Source organism: Streptococcus sp. HMSC073F11 (assembly GCF_001810785.1).
GTDB lineage: Bacteria > Bacillota > Bacilli > Lactobacillales > Streptococcaceae > Streptococcus.
This window is the reverse complement of sequence record NZ_KV802690.1, coordinates 771,455-789,940: the sequence shown is the minus strand read 5'-3', so window position 1 is coordinate 789,940 and position 18,486 is coordinate 771,455. Positions and strand designations below refer to the sequence as shown.

Sequence of the window (18,486 nt, the reverse complement as noted above, 5' to 3'; positions counted from 1 at the left end):
AAATGGCATTTGAAAGTTTAACAGAACGTTTGCAGAACGTCTTTAAAAATCTACGTAAAAAAGGAAAAATCTCTGAATCTGATGTCCAAGAGGCAACCAAAGAAATTCGCTTGGCCTTGCTTGAGGCCGACGTTGCATTGCCTGTTGTAAAGGACTTTATCAAGAAAGTTCGTGAGCGTGCAGTCGGGCATGAGGTCATTGATACCCTTAATCCTGCGCAACAGATTATTAAAATCGTTGATGAGGAACTGACAGCCGTTTTAGGTTCTGATACAGCAGAGATTATCAAGTCACCTAAGATTCCTACAATCATCATGATGGTCGGTTTGCAAGGGGCTGGTAAAACAACCTTTGCTGGTAAACTAGCTAACAAACTCAAGAAGGAAGAAAATGCACGTCCTTTGATGATTGCAGCGGATATTTACCGTCCTGCGGCCATTGACCAGTTGAAAACTCTGGGTCAACAGATTGATGTGCCTGTCTTCGCACTTGGAACAGAGGTTCCAGCTGTTGAGATTGTCCGTCAAGGTTTGGAACAAGCCCAAGCCAACCATAATGATTATGTCTTGATTGATACGGCAGGGCGTTTGCAGATTGATGAGCTTTTGATGAATGAACTTCGTGACGTAAAAGCATTGGCTCAACCAAACGAAATTCTGCTCGTCGTTGATGCCATGATTGGTCAAGAAGCTGCCAATGTTGCGCGTGAGTTTAATGCTCAGTTGGAAGTGACTGGGGTTATCCTTACTAAGATTGATGGGGACACTCGTGGTGGTGCTGCTCTATCTGTTCGTCACATTACTGGAAAACCAATCAAGTTTACTGGTACAGGTGAAAAGATTACGGACATTGAAACCTTCCACCCAGACCGCATGTCTAGCCGTATCCTTGGTATGGGGGATATGCTCACTCTGATTGAGAAAGCTTCTCAGGAATACGATGAGCAAAAAGCCCTTGAAATGGCTGAGAAGATGCGTGAAAACACCTTTGATTTCAATGATTTCATTGATCAGTTGGATCAGGTGCAAAACATGGGGCCAATGGAAGACTTGCTCAAGATGATTCCAGGTATGGCTAACAATCCAGCCCTTCAAAATATGAAGGTGGATGAGAGTCAGATTGCTCGTAAACGTGCTATTGTGTCTTCAATGACACCTGAAGAACGTGAAAATCCAGATTTGTTAAATCCAAGCCGCCGCCGTCGTATCGCTGCGGGTTCTGGAAATACCTTTGTAGAAGTCAATAGATTCATCAAAGACTTTAACCAGGCTAAACAGCTCATGCAGGGTGTCATGTCTGGGGATATGAACAAGATGATGAAGCAAATGGGAATCAATCCAAACAACCTTCCTAAAAATATGCCAAATATGGGAGGAATGGATATGTCTGCCCTTGAAGGAATGATGGGACAAGGTGGGATGCCTGATTTGTCAGCTCTCGGAGGGGCAGGAATGCCAGATATGAGCCAGATGTTTGGTGGCGGACTCAAAGGTAAAATTGGTGAATTTGCTATGAAACAGTCCATGAAACGAATGGCTAACAAAATGAAAAAAGCGAAGAAGAAACGCAAGTAAGACAAAGGAAGGCCGCAGGGCTTTCCTTTTTTAGAAAGAAGAAAAACGAGCACTTCCGTAATTGGAAATGCTCGTTTTTTGATGTGTTTAGACTCTTAGTCTTTATTTTCGTATGGCAAGATTAAGTTCAAGATGATTCCTGTCATGGCTGATAGGGCAGTTCCTGAAAGGGTAACTGGACCGAGTTTAAGGATAGCTCCTCCAAGTCCAAGTACCAACATGGCACTTGCGATGATGAGGTTGCGCATTTGAGCGAAATCAACACGTTCTTTAATCAAGACCTTCAAACCGTTGCTGGCGATAACTCCATAGAGAAGGATTGACATACCACCAAGTACAGCGTTTGGAATAGTTGAAATCAAGGCAGTGAATTTACCAAGGAAGCTAAGGGCAATCGCGATGAAGGCAGCGTTACGGATAACTGAGACAGAAGCGATACGAGTCATACCGATAACCCCTGTATTTTCTCCATAAGTTGTATTGGCTGGTCCACCAAGGAAGGCAGAAACTGAAGTTGCGATACCGTCACCAAGAAGAGTACGGTGAAGACCTGGTTCTTTCAAGAATTGACGGCCACAGATTTGACCCAAAACAGTATGGTCTCCGATATGTTCAGAAATTGTTACGATAGCGATTGGCAAGATAGCGATGGTTTCTGGACCGAAGTAAAGATTGTATTCTTTAAAGGCACCGCCTGTATTAAATGGCAAGTAGAAACCAGGAATCTCGAACCAGTTGGCTTTAAGAACTGGTGTAAAGTCAACCAAGCCAAGAGTTAGTGCGAAGAGGTAACCACCGATAATGGCAAAGAGGAATGGAATGATTCGTAGGAAGCCTTTTCCTTTTGTATTGATAAAGGCAGCAATCAAGAAAGTAACAACTGCTACAAGAGCATTTTTCCAATTCCCGTCAGCTACAAGACCAGCATTGGTAACAGCTGAACCTGCAAGTCCCAGACCGATAACGATGATCATAGGTCCGATGATGATTGGTGGCAAGAGTTTATCAATCCATTTTGTACCTGCAAAACGAACACCTGCAGCCACAAGGACATAGACCAAACCAGTCAAGATAACTCCTGTTTGAGCAGCAGATACATCACCACCCATTTCTTTCATAGCCAGTGACATTGCTGTGATAAAGGCAAAAGAAGAACCTAGATAAACTGGAACTTTAAATCCAGTTGAAATCATATAGATGAGTGTCCCGACACCTGAAGCAAAAAGGGCAACAGATACAGGCATTCCCAAAATCAAGGGTACCAAGATGGTCGCACCGAACATGGCGAAAACGTGTTGGAAACTAAGGAGAATTCCTTTTCCAGCCGAAGGACGTTGGTCAACGTCTAGTAACAAATCAACAGTTGATTCTTGTTTCATATAAACCTCACTTTTGGGCATCAAAAAAGAGCCCATTATTTTACAGCAATAGGCCCTCAGAGTAAGACTTCTCTAAAATCTAGACTTTAAAGAGTTTTAAATATTTCTGTGTCTTCGTCACCTCACGGGATGACATTAAAAACCTTTGCTTGTGATAGTATAGCAGAAATTCCGAACTTTGTAAATATTTTTTTACTAAAAAATTTAAAGCGGGCGTTTGTTGGGCATGCCAGCCTTTCTTGGATATTTATTTGGTGTTTCTTTTTTCTTTTCCACCACTGTGATATAACGCGGATCTCCATTTGGTAGGGCGTAGCTGAGATTGTCTTCGACCTTACTAAAAAGGAGGTTGAGGGCATTCTTAGCTTCTAACAACTCCTCAGGAGCATTACTGGCCTTGAGTGCCAATAGTTTTCCGCCAACTTTAAGGTAGGGAATAGTTAATTCAGATAGGACTTGCATACGGGCAACCGCACGAGCCGTTACAAAATCATATTGAGCACGGAAGTTTTTGTCTTGGGCCAAGTCTTCGGCACGTCCATGGTAGAAATGGACACCGTCCAAATCCAGTTCTTGAGCCAACAGTTGGAGGAAGTTGATGCGCTTATTGAGCGAATCAATGATAGTCACATCAAGCTGAGGATAGAGAATTTTCATCGGCAGACTAGGAAATCCTGCCCCAGCACCGATGTCAAGAAGTTTGATAGTTTCATTGGGAATCAAGCCTTGCAGAATGGGTGCAATCGAATCGTAAAAATGTTTGAGATAAACTTCTTCCTTGTCTGTAATAGCTGTTAGATTAATCTTTTCATTCCACTCGACCAAGAGCTCAAAATAGCGTTCAAATTGTTTTTTTTGCTGGTCCGAAAGTGGAAGATATTGCTCGGCAAGCAAGTTGTAAAATGTTTCTGGTTTCATAGTTATTTCCTTCTTTAGTATCATCTTATTTTACCACAATCATTAAAAATTTGATATACTGGTACTAATCTAAAAGCAGAAAGGACTTATATAATGACTTGGATTATTCTTGGAGTTATCGCTCTTGTTGTTATTTTTGTGATTGTTAGCTATAACGGTTTGGTTAAGAATCGTATGCAAACAAAGGAGGCTTGGAGTCAGATTGATGTTCAGTTGAAACGTCGAAATGATCTCTTGCCAAACTTGATTGAGACTGTAAAAGGTTATGCCAAATATGAAGGTTCTACCCTTGAAAAGGTGGCAGAACTACGTAACCAAGTGGCGGCAGCGACTTCACCAGCAGAAGCTATGAAAGCTAGTGATGCACTTACTCGTCAGGTTTCAGGTATTTTTGCAGTTGCAGAAAGCTATCCAGATTTGAAAGCTAGTGCAAACTTTGTTAAATTGCAAGAGGAGTTGACAAATACAGAAAATAAAATTTCTTACTCTCGTCAACTCTACAACAGTGTTGTCAGCAACTACAATGTAAAATTAGAAACTTTCCCAAGCAATATTATCGCTGGGATGTTTGGATTTAAAGCAGCAGATTTCCTTCAAACACCAGAAGAGGAAAAGGCAGTTCCTAAAGTTGATTTTAGCGGTTTAGGTGACTAAGATGTTGTTTGATCAAATTGCAAGCAATAAACGAAGAACCTGGATTTTGTTGCTGGTATTTTTCCTACTCTTAGCTCTTGTTGGCTATGCGGTTGGCTACCTCTTTATGCGATCTGGGCTTGGTGGTTTGGTTATCGCACTGATTATCGGCTTTATCTATGCCTTGTCCATGATTTTTCAATCGACAGAGATCGTCATGTCCATGAATGGGGCGCGTGAGGTGGATGAGCAAACGGCACCAGACCTCTACCATGTAGTGGAAGATATGGCTATGGTGGCTCAGATTCCTATGCCTCGTATTTTCATCATTGATGATCCAGCCTTAAATGCCTTTGCGACAGGTTCTAACCCTCAAAATGCGGCGGTTGCTGCGACGTCAGGTCTCCTAGCTATCATGAATCGTGAAGAACTAGAAGCTGTTATGGGACATGAAGTCAGTCATATTCGTAATTACGATATCCGCATTTCGACTATTGCTGTTGCCCTTGCTAGTGCTATCACCATGCTTTCTAGTATGGCAGGTCGTATGATGTGGTGGGGTGGATCAGGTCGCAGACGAAGTGACGATGACCGAGATGGAAATGGTCTTGAAATCATTATGCTAGTGGTCTCACTACTAGCTATTGTACTGGCACCTCTCGCTGCAACCTTGGTGCAACTAGCTATTTCTCGTCAGAGGGAATTTCTAGCTGATGCTTCCAGTGTCGAGTTGACTCGCAATCCTCAAGGGATGATTAATGCTCTACGTAAGTTGGATAATAGTAAACCGATGAGTCGCCCTGTCGATGATGCCAGCAGTGCACTTTATATCAATGATCCTAAGAAAGGTGGAGGGTTCCAAAAACTCTTTTATACCCACCCACCTATTTCAGAACGGATTGAACGTTTAAAACATATGTAAAAAGAATCCAGAGGTCGTCTCTGGATTTTTACTATGTTGCAAATTTATAAATCTTCTAAATTAACTACCTCCAGACCGTGTTCTGTTAAGCGATAGATGATTGAACAGACATCTTTTAAGAAACGACGGTCATGTGAAACAGTAATGAGACCGCCTGGATAGGTGGCAAAGAGTTTTCTAATTTGGGGTTGAGAAGTGGGAGAAAAGTTTCGTGTGGGTTCATCTAGCAGGAGAAAGTTTGGTTTGCGCAAGACTAAATCCAAAAGCAGGAGTTTACCCTGTTGTCCGCCAGATAAGGAGCGAATTTGATGCTGCATTTCTGGATAACTGAAATTGAGACTGGCTAAGTGAGATTGGATTTTCTGTAGTTCCTCTTTTTCCCCAGTTTTGCGGAGATAGGCTAGTGGTGATAAATCCAATTGCAGTTTTTTGTGGTAATCTTGTGGCATAAAACCAAGCGAAATTTCTCTTTTGGCGCTAAGCAGTTGTTGAAACTTGGCTAACAGAGTCGATTTTCCAATACCATTTGGGCCGATAATACCGATTTTTTCTTGGCCACGGACAGTTAGTCGTAGTTCTTGAACCAAAACTCGGTCGCCAATGGACAAATTTTCTTTTTCCAGTTGGATTAAAACTTTAGAAGCAGGTAATGGTTGGATGTCTGAGAAGAAAAGTTTGATTTCTTCCTCTTCAAGTGGCTTTTGGATCATGGACTGAGCTGTCTTTTCAAAGCGTTTTTCTTGAGAGAGAACATTTTTCATCTTTTTAGCCAATAGGCGACCGGCAGTACTATCTTTAGTAGCTCGAAGGGCAGTTTCTACATTTTGCTTGACGCGCCGATGCTTTTCCATGGTTTTGTTATAGGCTCTTTGGTCGTTAGCAGCCTGCTGACTTTGTTTGATAAAATTAGCCTTTCTCTGGTCGCTATAGCTATCATAGTCTAAATGCTCTACTAGTGTTTCTGCTTCTTTACGGTGCTTGACCAGTAGCAAGTGGACAATAGTATCAGCCGTTTCAGAAAGAAAGTCTTCATCATGGGAAATAAAAATAACGGTTTGCCTAATCTTTCGAATCTGACTTTTTAGCCAATCAACTGTCTCAAGGTCTAGGTCATTTGAAGGTTCATCTAAAAATAGAATCTCAAAGGGTTTGGCTAACTCATGGATGAGCTGAATTTTCAAAGCTTCGCCCCCCGAGAGGCTCCCGATCTCTTGGTCACTAGCAAAGCGATCGCTATCAAAATGCAATTCCTCAGCTAAACGATAGAGGACACTGTAGTCTAAATCAATAGAATCTAAAAAGAAGTAGTCGTGTAGACTTTTCTTTTTCAGCTTCTCGGGGAGTTTTTGAGGAATGTAAGCTAGTGATTGATAATCAGATTGAATGTCACCCCTGATAGTGAAATCAGGCAATGCTTCTCCCATTAAAGCTCGCAGCAAAGTTGACTTTCCATTTCCTTCTTCACCAATAATAGCAACCTTTTCCCCGTCTTGGATAGTCATGCTTAAGTCAGATACAAGGTCTCGTAAATCTTTGTTTTGTGTGATGGTCAGATGATTGATTTTTATCATATTGTTGCCCTTTCTAGAATGTCGATAGTGCATAACAAAAAGCTCTACTTTATCTAGTAGAGCCCAAAGTCACTGTCAAAACTCTATTATCCTCGTTGAAAAACTCGTCAAACTAGCTTGGAGTTGCCTAATCCAACTCAAGAGGAGCAGATGGTTAGCCTTCTAGTTTTTTGATTTTCAATGAGGATAAGATACTAGAAAATCTAGTATGAAAAGAGCACACAAAAAGAGACAAAAACAAGATCTACTAAATAAAGTTTCTTTATTTGATAGACTTAGTTGTTCATGTCTCCCTTACCTCCGAGTATTAGTATCTTTATCCTATACCTTTAAGGAAATTTTGTCAACAGAAAACTGACAATTCTAATCTCTAAAATCCGAAAACAGGTCCATAGAGAGTCAGTACGTGTTTGATATGCTCGTAATGGAACTTGTCATAGTTTCGCCAAGCGGTGCGTGCTTGGTCGTTTAATTTTAGGCTACCGAGACCTATCAGAAGACTGGTACGTTGGTAAAATTTCTCAAGGTCAATTAAGATACTGTTGTCCAACTTTTCCGCTTTTTTGAGCTCTTGCAGAGTAGTGTTTAGTAGCTCTTGTAGTCGAATATCATCTGCCATACCCTGTTTGCAGCTTTGGAAAATTTTATTTAACTCGGATAGGAGTTGGGTTGCATTAGTAATGAGTTCTTTATCTTCCATGTGAGCATCCTCCTTGCTCTGATGTATTATTGCCTATAGTATAGCACTAAAAACCAAAAATATAATAGTAAATATGTTAAAAAATCGAATTTTAATTACAAAGTTTGGTGGGCTGATTTGTAGGCTTTTCATGGTATAATCAAGAGAGTAAATCTTTATGGAGGAAGTATGAAATTAAATATTCAAGAAATTCGTAAGCAATCTGAAGGCTTGCATTTTGAACAAACGTTAGACCTAGCAGCCGATCTGCGTGCACGTAATCAAGAAATTTTAGATGTAAAAGATATCCTTGCAGTTGGGAAAGTACAGTATGAAGACCGTATGTATTTCTTAGATTATCAACTATCTTATACCATTGTTCTTGCTTCAAGTCGCAGTATGGAGCCAGTTGAGTTAGTTGAATCTTATCCAGTAACGGAAGTTTTCATGGAAGGGGCAACTAATCTGCTAGATCAAGAAGTTTTAGATGATGATTTGGTCCTGCCTATCGAAAATGGAGAACTTAATCTTGCTGAGAGCGTGTCAGACAATATCCTACTAAACATTCCTATCAAGGTCTTGACGGCTGAAGAAGAAGCGGGTCAAGGATTTGTTTCAGGAAATGACTGGCAAATCATGACAGAAGAAGAATACCAAGCTCAACAAGCCGTTAAGAAAGAAGAAAACAGTCCTTTTGCTGGCTTACAAGGACTATTTGACGGAGACGAATAATGGTCTTGTCAAAAAAACGCGCACGAAAGGTGCTAGAAGAAATCATTGCTCTTTTTCCAGATGCCAAGCCCAGTCTTGATTTCACCAATCATTTTGAACTTTTGGTTGCGGTCATGTTGTCAGCCCAGACAACGGATGCAGCGGTAAATAAGGCCACTCCAGGTCTCTTTGCTGCCTTTCCAACGCCACAAGCCATGTCTGTTGCAACAGAAAGTGAAATTGCCTCACACATTTCTCGCCTAGGACTGTATCGAAATAAGGCTAAATTCCTTAAAAAATGTGCCCAACAGTTACTAGATGATTTTGATGGTCAAGTCCCTCAAACACGTGAGAAATTGGAAAGTCTTGCAGGTGTTGGTCGCAAGACAGCCAATGTTGTCATGAGTGTGGGCTTTGGGATTCCAGCCTTTGCAGTGGATACTCATGTGGAGCGTATTTGCAAACACCACAATATCGTCAAAAAATCAGCGACACCGCTTGAGGTGGAAAAGCGGGTCATGGATATCTTGCCACCGGAGCAGTGGTTAGCTGCCCATCAGGCCATGATTTATTTTGGAAGAGCTATTTGTCATCCTAAAAATCCAGAGTGTGACCAGTACCCACAATTATATGATTTTAGCAATTTATAAGATGGGGACTCAAAAGTTTTTGCTTGATTTTAGGCTCGCTTTGTGCTATAGTAATTGATAATTAAATATTCCTTTAAACCTGTCCCGTGAGGCAGGCAAGGAGCGCGATAAAGTAGAAGGGTGAAGTCTATACTGTTTGCAGTAGGGCTTGCTTGGCTATACATTTCAAGTCTCCTTGTTTAAGGAGACTTTTCTTTTTGGAGGTTTGTCATGAAGGCAAAAGAAGTTGTAGACGAATTGACCGTCAAACGAGCGATTACGCGTATTACTTATGAGATTATCGAACGCAACAAAGATTTGAATAAAATCGTCTTGGCTGGTATTAAAACTCGTGGTGTCTTTATCGCCCACCGTATCCAAGAACGTTTGGAGCAGCTAGAAAATCTTTCAGTTCCTGTTGTGGAATTGGATACTAAACCTTTCCGTGATGATGTTAAAAGTGGAGAAGATACTTCTTTGGTTTCTGTCGATGTGACAGACCGAGAAGTTATCTTGGTGGATGATGTGCTCTATACAGGTCGAACCATCCGTGCTGCTATTGATAATATTGTAGGTCATGGTCGTCCTGCGCGCGTGAGTTTAGCAGTTCTAGTCGATCGTGGACATAGAGAATTGCCAATCCGTCCAGATTACGTTGGAAAAAATATTCCAACTAGTCGTTCTGAAGAAATCATCGTAGAGATGGCAGAACTTGATGGCCAAGACAGAGTTCTGATTACTGAAGAAGCTTAGAAAGCTAAAGGAGTAGCCATGTCAGAAAATCAACAAGCATTGAACCATGTGGTGTCCATGGAAGACCTCACTGTCGATCAAGTCATGAAATTGATCAAGCGAGGAATTGAGTTTAAAAACGGAGCTCAGCTTCCTTATGAAGACCATCCGATTGTTTCCAATCTTTTCTTTGAGGATTCTACACGGACGCATAAGTCCTTTGAAGTTGCAGAGATTAAACTGGGATTGGAGCGACTTGACTTTGATGTGAAGACTAGTTCGGTCAATAAGGGTGAAACACTTTATGATACTATCCTGACCCTATCTGCACTAGGAGTGGATGTCTGTGTGATTCGCCACCCAGAGGTTGACTACTACAGAGAGTTGATTGCTAGTCCCACGATTACGACTTCCATCATCAATGGTGGAGATGGTTCGGGCCAACACCCTAGCCAGAGCTTGCTTGATTTGATGACTATTTATGAGGAATTTGGTCACTTTGAGGGTCTTAAGGTTGCGATTGCAGGTGACTTGGACCACTCACGTGTTGCCAAATCCAATATGCAGATTTTGAAACGCTTGGGAGCTGAACTCTTTTTCGCTGGACCTGAGGAATGGAGAAGTCAAGAGTTTGCAGACTATGGACAGTTTGTAACCATTGATGAAATCATTGATCAGGTGGATGTCATGATGTTTCTCCGTGTGCAACATGAACGCCATGATAGTGGAGCTGTCTTTTCAAAAGAAGATTACCATGCCCAACATGGCTTGACTCAAGAACGTTATGACCGTTTGAAAGAAACAGCAATCCTCATGCACCCAGCTCCAGTCAATCGTGATGTAGAAATCGCAGATCACTTGGTTGAAGCACCAAAATCACGGATTGTCCAACAAATGACCAATGGTGTCTTTGTTCGAATGGCAATCTTAGAATCCGTACTGGCGAGTAGAAACGCCAACTAAAACACAAGACGTTAAAAGACGCCAGTGAGCGTCCACGAGAGGTGAAAATATGACAAAAAGACTTCTAGTATTAGAAGATGGCACAGTTTTTGAAGGCAAGGCCTTCGGAGCAGATATTGATGTAACAGGCGAAATCGTCTTTAATACAGGTATGACTGGCTACCAAGAATCCATTACAGACCAGTCTTATAATGGACAAATCTTGACCTTTACTTATCCTTTGGTAGGAAATTATGGAATTAACCGTGATGACTACGAATCCATTATTCCAACTTGTAAGGGAGTCGTTGTTTTCGAAGAAGCACGTAGAGCAAGTAATTGGCGAAATCAAATGACGCTGGATGAATTTTTGAAAGCCAAGAAAATTCCTGGTATTTCAGGGATTGATACGCGTGCACTTACCAAGATTATCCGTAAGCATGGTACTATGCGTGCAACCTTGACTCATGTTGGAGACAGTATGGACCATGTGACGGATCAGCTCCAAGCGACAGTCTTGCCGACGGATAATATCAAGCAGGTTTCTACTAAAACATCCTATCCAGCTCCAGGAGTTGGTTTGAGCGTGGTTCTAGTGGACTTTGGTCTCAAGCACTCAATCCTACGTGAACTTTCTAAACGTAACTGTAACGTGACGGTTGTTCCTTATTCGACAACGGCTGAAGAAATTCTCCATCTCAATCCTGACGGAGTTATGTTGTCAAACGGTCCAGGTAACCCAGAAGATGTTCCACAGGCACTCGATATGATTCGAGGCGTGCAAGGAAAGATTCCAATCTTTGGTATTTGTATGGGGCACCAACTCTTTGCAATGGCAAACGGGGCAAAGACTTACAAGATGAAGTTTGGTCACCGTGGATTCAACCATGCGGTACGTGAAATTGCTACAGGACGTGTGGATTTTACAAGTCAAAACCATGGTTATGCAGTTAGCCGTGAGGATTTGCCAGAGCACTTGATCATTACCCATGAAGAAATCAATGACAAGTCAGTTGAAGGTGTACGTCACAGATACCAACCGGCTTTCTCTGTTCAATACCACCCAGATGCAGCCCCTGGTCCACACGATGCAAGTTACCTATTTGACGAGTTTATCGAGATGATGGAAGCTTTTAAACGATCAAACTAAGAACGAGTAAAACCTCGTCGGAGAATTTATTTAATGTCGCTCTGTGAGGCGACGAATAGAAAGGAGAAGATACATTGTTCGCGGAAGTGAACACGCCCTAAGAACTGTGTGAAAAAGATAAACATCGTCTTGACGCTGAAGGCATCTGCACCGAGTTTCCTATTTTCACTGTGTTCTTTACGGGCTTTGTATCATAAACTATGCCTAAACGTACTGATATTCAAAAAATTATGGTGATTGGTTCTGGTCCGATTATTATTGGTCAAGCTGCTGAGTTTGACTACGCTGGGACCCAGGCTTGCTTGTCTTTGAAAGAGGAAGGTTATGAGGTTGTTTTGGTTAACTCAAATCCTGCAACTATCATGACGGACAAGGAAATTGCTGATAAGGTTTATATTGAACCGATTACACTTGAGTTTGTGACACGAATTCTTCGCAAGGAACGTCCAGATGCCTTGCTACCAACACTCGGTGGTCAGACAGGTCTCAACATGGCCATGGAATTATCTAAAAATGGTATCCTTGATGAGCTTGGTGTTGAACTTCTGGGAACTAAATTATCTGCTATTGACCAAGCGGAGGATCGTGACCTCTTTAAACAATTGATGGAAGAATTGGAACAACCCATTCCAGAATCTGAAATTGTAAACACTGTTGAAGAAGCTGTTGCCTTTGCAGCAACAATTGGCTACCCAGTCATCGTTCGTCCAGCCTTTACACTTGGTGGTACTGGTGGTGGAATGTGTGCTAATGAGGAAGAATTGCGTGAAATCGCTGAAAATGGATTGAAATTGTCACCTGTGACCCAATGTTTGATTGAACGTTCGATTGCAGGTTTCAAGGAAATCGAATACGAAGTTATGCGTGACTCAGCTGACAATGCTTTGGTTGTTTGTAACATGGAAAACTTTGACCCAGTTGGGATTCATACAGGAGATTCCATTGTATTTGCCCCTGCTCAAACCATGTCAGACTATGAAAACCAAATGCTTCGTGACGCTAGCTTGAGCATTATTCGTGCCCTCAAGATTGAAGGTGGATGTAACGTTCAGTTGGCCCTTGACCCACACAGCTTCAAGTACTATGTCATTGAAGTAAACCCTCGTGTATCGCGTTCTTCAGCCCTTGCTTCAAAGGCGACAGGTTACCCAATTGCCAAATTGGCTGCTAAGATTGCCGTAGGTTTGACCTTAGATGAGGTGATCAACCCAGTTACAGGTTCAACCTATGCCATGTTTGAGCCAGCCCTTGACTATGTGGTTGCCAAGATTCCGCGTTTCCCATTTGACAAGTTTGAAAAGGGTGAGCGCCGTCTTGGTACCCAGATGAAGGCGACTGGGGAAGTAATGGCGATTGGTCGTAACATCGAGGAATCTCTCCTTAAAGCTTGTCGCTCCCTTGAAATTGGTGTGCACCACAATGAAATGCCTGAACTTGCAGCGGTTTCGGATGATGCCTTGATTGAAAAAGTTGTCAAAGCCCAGGATGACCGTCTCTTCTATGTGTCAGAAGCTATTCGCCGTGGTTACACACCAGAAGAAATTGCTGAATTGACTAAGATTGATATCTTCTATCTGGATAAACTCTTGCATATCTTTGAAATTGAGCAAGAATTAGGTGCCCATCCACAAGATCTAGAAGTCTTGAAAACAGCAAAACTAAATGGTTTCTCAGACCGTAAGATTGCTGAACTATGGGAAACGACAGCTGACCAAGTTCGCCAGCTTCGTTTGGAAAGCAAGATTGTTCCAGTTTATAAGATGGTAGATACTTGTGCGGCAGAATTTGACTCTGAAACACCATATTTCTATTCAACTTATGGTTGGGAGAATGAATCTATCAAGTCTGACAAGGAATCTGTACTTGTCCTAGGTTCAGGTCCAATCCGTATCGGTCAAGGGGTTGAATTTGACTACGCTACCGTTCACTCGGTTAAGGCTATTCAGGCTGCTGGCTATGAAGCTATTATCATGAACTCAAACCCAGAGACCGTTTCTACGGACTTCTCTGTGTCTGATAAGCTATACTTTGAACCATTGACATTCGAAGATGTCATGAATGTTATCGACTTGGAGCAACCAAAAGGTGTTATCGTTCAGTTTGGTGGTCAAACAGCCATCAACCTTGCGGAGCCATTGGCAAAGGCAGGTGTGACCATTCTTGGTACACAAGTTGCTGACCTAGACCGTGCCGAAGACCGTGACCTCTTTGAACAAGCCCGCAAAGATTTGGATATTCCACAGCCACCAGGACAAACAGCCACCAATGAAGAAGAAGCTGTGCTTGCTGCTCGCAAGATTGGTTTCCCAGTTCTCGTTCGTCCATCTTATGTCTTGGGTGGACGTGCTATGGAAATCGTAGAAAACGAAGAAGACCTTCGTTCTTACATGCGTACGGCTGTTAAGGCTAGTCCAGACCACCCAGTTCTTGTTGATTCTTACATTGTTGGGCAAGAGTGCGAAGTTGATGCCATTTCAGATGGTAAAAATGTACTCATTCCTGGTATCATGGAGCATATCGAACGTGCCGGTGTCCACTCAGGTGACTCAATGGCTGTCTATCCACCGCAAACCTTGTCGCAAAAGGTGCAAGAAACCATCGCAGATTATACCAAACGTCTAGCAATCGGCCTTAACTGTCTCGGAATGATGAATATTCAGTTTGTCATCAAGGATGAAAAAGTCTATGTTATTGAAGTCAATCCACGTGCTAGCCGTACGGTTCCATTCCTTTCTAAGGTCACCAATATTCCTATGGCTCAAGTGGCGACTAAGCTCATTCTTGGTCAAAGCCTTGAAGAACTTGGCTACCAAGATGGACTTTACCCTGAAAGTACTCGTGTTCATATCAAGGCACCTGTCTTCTCCTTTACGAAACTAGCTAAGGTAGACAGCTTGCTCGGTCCTGAAATGAAGTCAACAGGTGAAGTTATGGGCTCTGATACGACTCTAGAAAAAGCTCTCTATAAAGCTTTTGAAGCTTCTTACCTACACTTGCCAACCTTCGGGAATGTTGTCTTTACCATCGCTGATGATGCAAAAGAAGAGGCCTTGGACTTGGCTCGCCGTTTCCAAAATATCGGTTACGGTATTCTCGCGACAGAAGGAACTGTAGCCTTCTTTGCTAGCCATGGACTGCATGCTCAGCCTGTTGGTAAGATTGGTGATGATGAGAAGGATATCCCAAGCTTTGTTCGTAAAGGAAAAATCCAAGCGATCATCAATACTGTCGGAACCAAGCGAACTGCTGACGAAGATGGTGAGCAAATCCGCCGTTCAGCCATTGAACACGGTGTGCCACTCTTTACAGCACTAGACACAGCAAATGCCATGCTCAAAGTATTGGAAAGCCGTAGTTTTGTCACAGAAGCAATTTAAATAGAAAAAGAGAAGGTGTAACAATCTTCTCTTTTTTGTTATATTTTTTCTTGTAAACTACTGCTTAATCAGCTTTTGCGATAAGCTTTAATACTATGACTATACCATTCTTGCATTTCCTTTGATGGTGGTGTCATATAATCCCCATACATCTGGGTTAAAAATTGGTCATATTTTTTAGGAACAGGCAACATACGGCCTTCAAACTCAGTTAAGATGAGTTCTTTAAAGGTATCAACTGGGAATACTTCTTTCATTCCTTCCTTACCAATCCCAATTCCTCCCTCATATTGAGGATTGCTAGTTGCAGCATTTTTGACTAACTGATCAATTTTCTTGTAAAAGTAGCGAGGATTGACAAATCGGAGAGCGTACCAGCTACATAATCTTAGAAAATCTTTTAACTTGCTATCACCGTGAACTGCGCGTGATTTTTTTATATAAGCCAGTTGACGAAGGGCCACATACTTATAGCTCTTGTCGACAATGCTCAAATCGGTAAAGCGATCAATTGGAAAGACATCGATAAAGAGACTAGTGTCATGACGCTTGTACTTGACATGGTCTTCGATAACGGTAGATGTATCCAAAATAGATGCGAAATTATGGAAGTACCAAGAAGAGGTATCGTAGGAAAGAACCTTGTAGCGAGGGTGATTTTCCTCCTCAATAATCTTTAATAAACGTTCATAATCTTCACGATAGAGAGAAATATCAATATCATCATCCCAAGGAATCATACCTTTGTGGCGGATAGCTCCAAGCATGGTTCCATAACTGAGAAAATAAGGAATATTATGTTTTTTACAAGTCTCATCAATATAATCTAGCAGGGCTAGTTGGATTTCTTTAATTTCTTCTTTTTCTAAATACTGCATCCTAATCCTCCAATTTATAAGCGTGAAATTCATGACTGTAGAAGCGTTTTTCTTCTGGTGGTAGGGTCATATAATCTCCATAAAATTGTGTCAAAATAGTATCAAATTTTTCAGGTGCTGGAAGGCTTAAATTTTCAAAGGGAAGATTGATTGTTTTATCGAAGGTACCACTTGGGAAGACTTCCTTTTCCTTAAATTTAGAAGGGATAAAAGCCATATACTGCCCATCCTTACGACTATATTTTTGAATTTCTTTCTCGATTTTATGTGCGAAATAACGAGGAGAAACAGGTCGAAGGAGTAACCAGAATGCTGTTCGTATCCAATCTTTTAAAAGGCTATCTTTATAGACAATATTTTTGTGTTTACTGAAAGACAGAAGTTTGAAGCTTTCCAGTTTATAACAAGTATCAATGACCTTAGGATCATCAAAGCGATCCATAGGGAAAATATCGATAAAAACACCTGACTCATATGTTTTTGTATTCCGAGTATCAATAATTTTGGTCGTACTGTCAGTTATTTTGATAAAGTTGTTAAAGTAGTTCTTATCAGTTTCTAAGGAAAGGAGCTTATATTTGCTTTTCTCCTTTTGAAAAATGTTTATAAATCGTTGGTAGTCTTCTCGAGGCATGGACAGATCAATATCGTCGTCCCAAGGAATAAAGCCCTCATGTCGAACCGCCCCAATCAGAGTACCGTAGTTAATAATATAGTTGATATTGTGCTTTTTACAGAGAATATCAATATAATCCAAAATTTCTAATTCAATTTGTTTGGCATCTTCAATGGTTAGTTGTTTCATTCTATACTCCTAAGATTTTTTGAATTTATTTTTTAAGGCTAGGACATGGTTTAAAAATTCATAGAAAATGCTATCTTTTGTGAAGGCAAGTAGACCAATATAAGAGATGGCTGATAGCAAGACAATCAAACCAGTATTAATCAAAAATGGCAAATTAATGACCATATCCACGGGATACAAGAAATTAATCAGGAAATAAATTCCTACAAAGGAAAGTGAAAAGAGCGAGTATCGAACAGTATAGCTAAAGATATGTCCTAAGTGGATGAGTTGTTTTCTATGGATGAAAATGATATAGAAAACAAGTAGAGAGGCCTCTGATAGCATAGTTGTCAGTAAGTAGTATTCAGGAGCCACGATATTGTTGAAAAAGAGGAGACTATTTAATCCCAAATTGAGTAGCCCAGCAAAGACTGTGTAAACTGTGATTCGTTTTTCATAGCCATTTGTAAAGAGAATTTGGGAACCAAGAATGGTATCTAAGGCCAGGATAATCGTACGAAAAGCGAAGAGAGAGGTTAAGATACCACCTCCGATATATTTTTCACTACCGTAAAGTAGGATGGCATTTGGTCCTAAAACCATGAGTCCAAAACTCAGTGGAATGATAAAGAAGTTAAAGATTCGACTGCCTCTGTTAACAAGTGCGACATAGGCTTCCTTATCGCCTTTTCCTAGATAGTAACTGAGACGAGGCACACTCACTCCGATAGCTCCTGTTACAACACCAGCTATAACGGTCACAATTCGTTGAGCCATGGTATAGTAACTAACATTGACATCAATCCCTGTTTTAACGAGGAAAAGACGATCCAAAAAAGTGAAGAGCATATTGGCATTGGCAAAGACCAACATGGCTGTTAGAGGGAGAAAGAGAGGTTTAAAATCACTTATGTGAATCTTAACAAGCTTAATGTCTCTTTTAATCCAAAAATAACTAATCAGATAGTTAATCAGTGTCGATAAACTCATCACAAGTGTATAGACAACAATATCGTGTTCATTTTTGACAAACAGGAAAATAGAGACCAGCATCAGGATACGGATGAAGGCAGTCTTGTAAAAAAGAAAACTGTAATTTTCCAGTGCTTCATTGACCCACTCGATTGAAAAAATCTGGGCAATGAGTTGAATCCCCATAACAAGGTAGACTTTTTTGACGATTGGATTATCTGTAAAGAAGAGAGGATAAGCAAGGATATAGACAGCGGTGGTCAAAATCGTACAAGCTATGCACAAATAAAAAAGACTGGAGAAGGTTCTATTCAGATCTTTTTTGTTATCCTTGACATTACTGATGGCCCGTAAACCGTAGTTATAGACCCCATAAGTCGCAAAGGGCAAGAAAAATGACAAAATAGTGTCAACTGAGTTAAAGTAACCATAGTCAGTTCGGTCCAAGACACGCGCGACGTAGGTACCAGTTAAGATGGGAAAAATAATATTTAAGACACGAATTCCCATGTAAGATAGAGCATTTAATTTTATACTTTTCATTCAATTTACCTCGTTTTTCATTATATCATAAAGTCAGCTAATAAGAAATGAAGGGCAGTAATACTCTTCGAAAATCAAATTCAAACCAC

At 41.1% G+C, this 18,486-nt stretch carries 16 protein-coding genes; 9 read left to right on the top strand and 7 right to left on the bottom strand.

What is annotated here, in order from left to right; genetic code table 11:
- Positions 1-2 precede the first annotated feature (2 nt).
- A complete protein-coding gene (gene ffh, locus HMPREF2764_RS05470; RefSeq protein ID WP_070527800.1) occupies positions 3-1,574 on the top strand; it encodes a signal recognition particle protein in 1,572 nt (523 codons plus the stop codon).
- Positions 1,575-1,669: 95 nt separating this feature from the next.
- On the opposite strand, the gene HMPREF2764_RS05465 is transcribed toward ffh, so the two are convergent.
- On the bottom strand, positions 1,670-2,953 hold the full coding sequence (locus tag HMPREF2764_RS05465; RefSeq protein ID WP_070527900.1) for a uracil-xanthine permease family protein: 1,284 nt from the start codon (positions 2,951-2,953) through the stop codon (positions 1,670-1,672).
- A 204-nt stretch (positions 2,954-3,157) separates the two neighbouring features.
- Complete coding sequence (gene rsmG, locus HMPREF2764_RS05460; RefSeq protein ID WP_070527797.1) at positions 3,158-3,871, bottom strand: 16S rRNA (guanine(527)-N(7))-methyltransferase RsmG; 714 nt, start codon at positions 3,869-3,871, stop codon at positions 3,158-3,160.
- Between the two features lie 93 nt (positions 3,872-3,964).
- Here rsmG and HMPREF2764_RS05455 point away from each other — a divergent pair, with 93 nt between their 5' ends.
- Entirely contained in the window at positions 3,965-4,525 is a 561-nt protein-coding gene (locus HMPREF2764_RS05455; protein WP_000219828.1) for a LemA family protein, read from the top strand.
- A 1-nt stretch (position 4,526) separates the two neighbouring features.
- On the top strand, positions 4,527-5,426 hold the full coding sequence (gene htpX, locus HMPREF2764_RS05450; RefSeq protein ID WP_070527794.1) for a zinc metalloprotease HtpX: 900 nt from the start codon (positions 4,527-4,529) through the stop codon (positions 5,424-5,426).
- Between the two features lie 44 nt (positions 5,427-5,470).
- Here htpX and HMPREF2764_RS05445 read toward each other — a convergent pair whose 3' ends face one another.
- Positions 5,471-7,030, bottom strand: coding sequence for an ATP-binding cassette domain-containing protein (locus HMPREF2764_RS05445; protein ID WP_070527791.1), 1,560 nt, complete (start codon positions 7,028-7,030; stop codon positions 5,471-5,473).
- Positions 7,031-7,367: 337 nt separating this feature from the next.
- Positions 7,368-7,697, bottom strand: coding sequence for a helicase BlpT (locus HMPREF2764_RS05440; protein WP_070527787.1), 330 nt, complete (start codon positions 7,695-7,697; stop codon positions 7,368-7,370).
- Positions 7,698-7,865: 168 nt separating this feature from the next.
- Between HMPREF2764_RS05440 and HMPREF2764_RS05435 the strand changes: the two genes are divergently transcribed.
- The 6 genes from HMPREF2764_RS05435 (at position 7,866) to carB (ending at position 15,217) form a co-directional block, all read left to right on the top strand.
- The gene (locus HMPREF2764_RS05435) at positions 7,866-8,408 is read left to right on the top strand and encodes a YceD family protein (protein WP_070527784.1); all 543 of its coding nucleotides are present in this window, start codon (positions 7,866-7,868) and stop codon (positions 8,406-8,408) included.
- A complete protein-coding gene (nth, locus tag HMPREF2764_RS05430; RefSeq protein WP_050261485.1) occupies positions 8,408-9,037 on the top strand; it encodes an endonuclease III in 630 nt (209 codons plus the stop codon). The genes HMPREF2764_RS05435 and nth overlap by 1 nt, the downstream gene beginning before the upstream one ends.
- A gap of 210 nt (positions 9,038-9,247) precedes the next feature.
- Positions 9,248-9,769: a bifunctional pyr operon transcriptional regulator/uracil phosphoribosyltransferase PyrR gene (pyrR, locus tag HMPREF2764_RS05425; RefSeq protein WP_000644747.1), complete on the top strand. Its 522-nt coding sequence runs from the start codon at positions 9,248-9,250 to the stop codon at positions 9,767-9,769.
- A gap of 18 nt (positions 9,770-9,787) precedes the next feature.
- The gene (locus tag HMPREF2764_RS05420; RefSeq protein ID WP_033687097.1) at positions 9,788-10,711 is read left to right on the top strand and encodes an aspartate carbamoyltransferase catalytic subunit; all 924 of its coding nucleotides are present in this window, start codon (positions 9,788-9,790) and stop codon (positions 10,709-10,711) included.
- A 49-nt stretch (positions 10,712-10,760) separates the two neighbouring features.
- Positions 10,761-11,840, top strand: a complete 1,080-nt coding sequence (locus HMPREF2764_RS05415; RefSeq protein ID WP_049500415.1) for a carbamoyl phosphate synthase small subunit — start codon at positions 10,761-10,763, stop codon at positions 11,838-11,840.
- A 200-nt stretch (positions 11,841-12,040) separates the two neighbouring features.
- A complete protein-coding gene (carB, locus tag HMPREF2764_RS05410; RefSeq protein ID WP_070527781.1) occupies positions 12,041-15,217 on the top strand; it encodes a carbamoyl-phosphate synthase large subunit in 3,177 nt (1,058 codons plus the stop codon).
- A 68-nt stretch (positions 15,218-15,285) separates the two neighbouring features.
- Here the strand turns inward: carB and HMPREF2764_RS05405 are convergent, their stop codons facing one another.
- The 3 genes from HMPREF2764_RS05405 to tacF are packed head-to-tail and all read right to left on the bottom strand — an operon-like array spanning position 15,286 to position 18,397.
- Entirely contained in the window at positions 15,286-16,095 is an 810-nt protein-coding gene (locus HMPREF2764_RS05405; RefSeq protein ID WP_049501807.1) for a LicD family protein, read from the bottom strand.
- A 1-nt stretch (position 16,096) separates the two neighbouring features.
- Positions 16,097-16,900 carry a LicD family protein gene (locus HMPREF2764_RS05400; protein ID WP_045597120.1) on the bottom strand — a complete coding sequence of 268 codons (804 nt, stop codon included), beginning with the start codon at positions 16,898-16,900 and terminating at the stop codon, positions 16,097-16,099.
- Between the two features lie 9 nt (positions 16,901-16,909).
- The gene (gene tacF, locus HMPREF2764_RS05395) at positions 16,910-18,397 is read right to left on the bottom strand and encodes a type IV teichoic acid flippase TacF (protein WP_070527778.1); all 1,488 of its coding nucleotides are present in this window, start codon (positions 18,395-18,397) and stop codon (positions 16,910-16,912) included.
- Positions 18,398-18,486 lie beyond the last annotated feature (89 nt).

What these genes read in the sequence shown, in the direction of transcription:
- nth (WP_050261485.1), top strand. Translation starts at nt 8,408, where the DNA reads ATGGTCTTGTCAAAAAAACGCGCACGAAAGGTGCTAGAAGAAATCATT.
- tacF (WP_070527778.1), bottom strand. Translation starts at nt 18,397, where the DNA reads ATGAAAAGTATAAAATTAAATGCTCTATCTTACATGGGAATTCGTGTC.
- HMPREF2764_RS05455 (WP_000219828.1), top strand. Translation starts at nt 3,965, where the DNA reads ATGACTTGGATTATTCTTGGAGTTATCGCTCTTGTTGTTATTTTTGTG.
- HMPREF2764_RS05465 (WP_070527900.1), bottom strand. Translation starts at nt 2,953, where the DNA reads ATGAAACAAGAATCAACTGTTGATTTGTTACTAGACGTTGACCAACGT.
- HMPREF2764_RS05415 (WP_049500415.1), top strand. Translation starts at nt 10,761, where the DNA reads ATGACAAAAAGACTTCTAGTATTAGAAGATGGCACAGTTTTTGAAGGC.
- HMPREF2764_RS05435 (WP_070527784.1), top strand. Translation starts at nt 7,866, where the DNA reads ATGAAATTAAATATTCAAGAAATTCGTAAGCAATCTGAAGGCTTGCAT.
- HMPREF2764_RS05400 (WP_045597120.1), bottom strand. Translation starts at nt 16,900, where the DNA reads ATGAAACAACTAACCATTGAAGATGCCAAACAAATTGAATTAGAAATT.
- ffh (WP_070527800.1), top strand. Translation starts at nt 3, where the DNA reads ATGGCATTTGAAAGTTTAACAGAACGTTTGCAGAACGTCTTTAAAAAT.
- carB (WP_070527781.1), top strand. Translation starts at nt 12,041, where the DNA reads ATGCCTAAACGTACTGATATTCAAAAAATTATGGTGATTGGTTCTGGT.
- htpX (WP_070527794.1), top strand. Translation starts at nt 4,527, where the DNA reads ATGTTGTTTGATCAAATTGCAAGCAATAAACGAAGAACCTGGATTTTG.
- HMPREF2764_RS05420 (WP_033687097.1), top strand. Translation starts at nt 9,788, where the DNA reads ATGTCAGAAAATCAACAAGCATTGAACCATGTGGTGTCCATGGAAGAC.
- HMPREF2764_RS05405 (WP_049501807.1), bottom strand. Translation starts at nt 16,095, where the DNA reads ATGCAGTATTTAGAAAAAGAAGAAATTAAAGAAATCCAACTAGCCCTG.
- HMPREF2764_RS05445 (WP_070527791.1), bottom strand. Translation starts at nt 7,030, where the DNA reads ATGCACTATCGACATTCTAGAAAGGGCAACAATATGATAAAAATCAAT.
- rsmG (WP_070527797.1), bottom strand. Translation starts at nt 3,871, where the DNA reads ATGAAACCAGAAACATTTTACAACTTGCTTGCCGAGCAATATCTTCCA.
- HMPREF2764_RS05440 (WP_070527787.1), bottom strand. Translation starts at nt 7,697, where the DNA reads ATGGAAGATAAAGAACTCATTACTAATGCAACCCAACTCCTATCCGAG.
- pyrR (WP_000644747.1), top strand. Translation starts at nt 9,248, where the DNA reads ATGAAGGCAAAAGAAGTTGTAGACGAATTGACCGTCAAACGAGCGATT.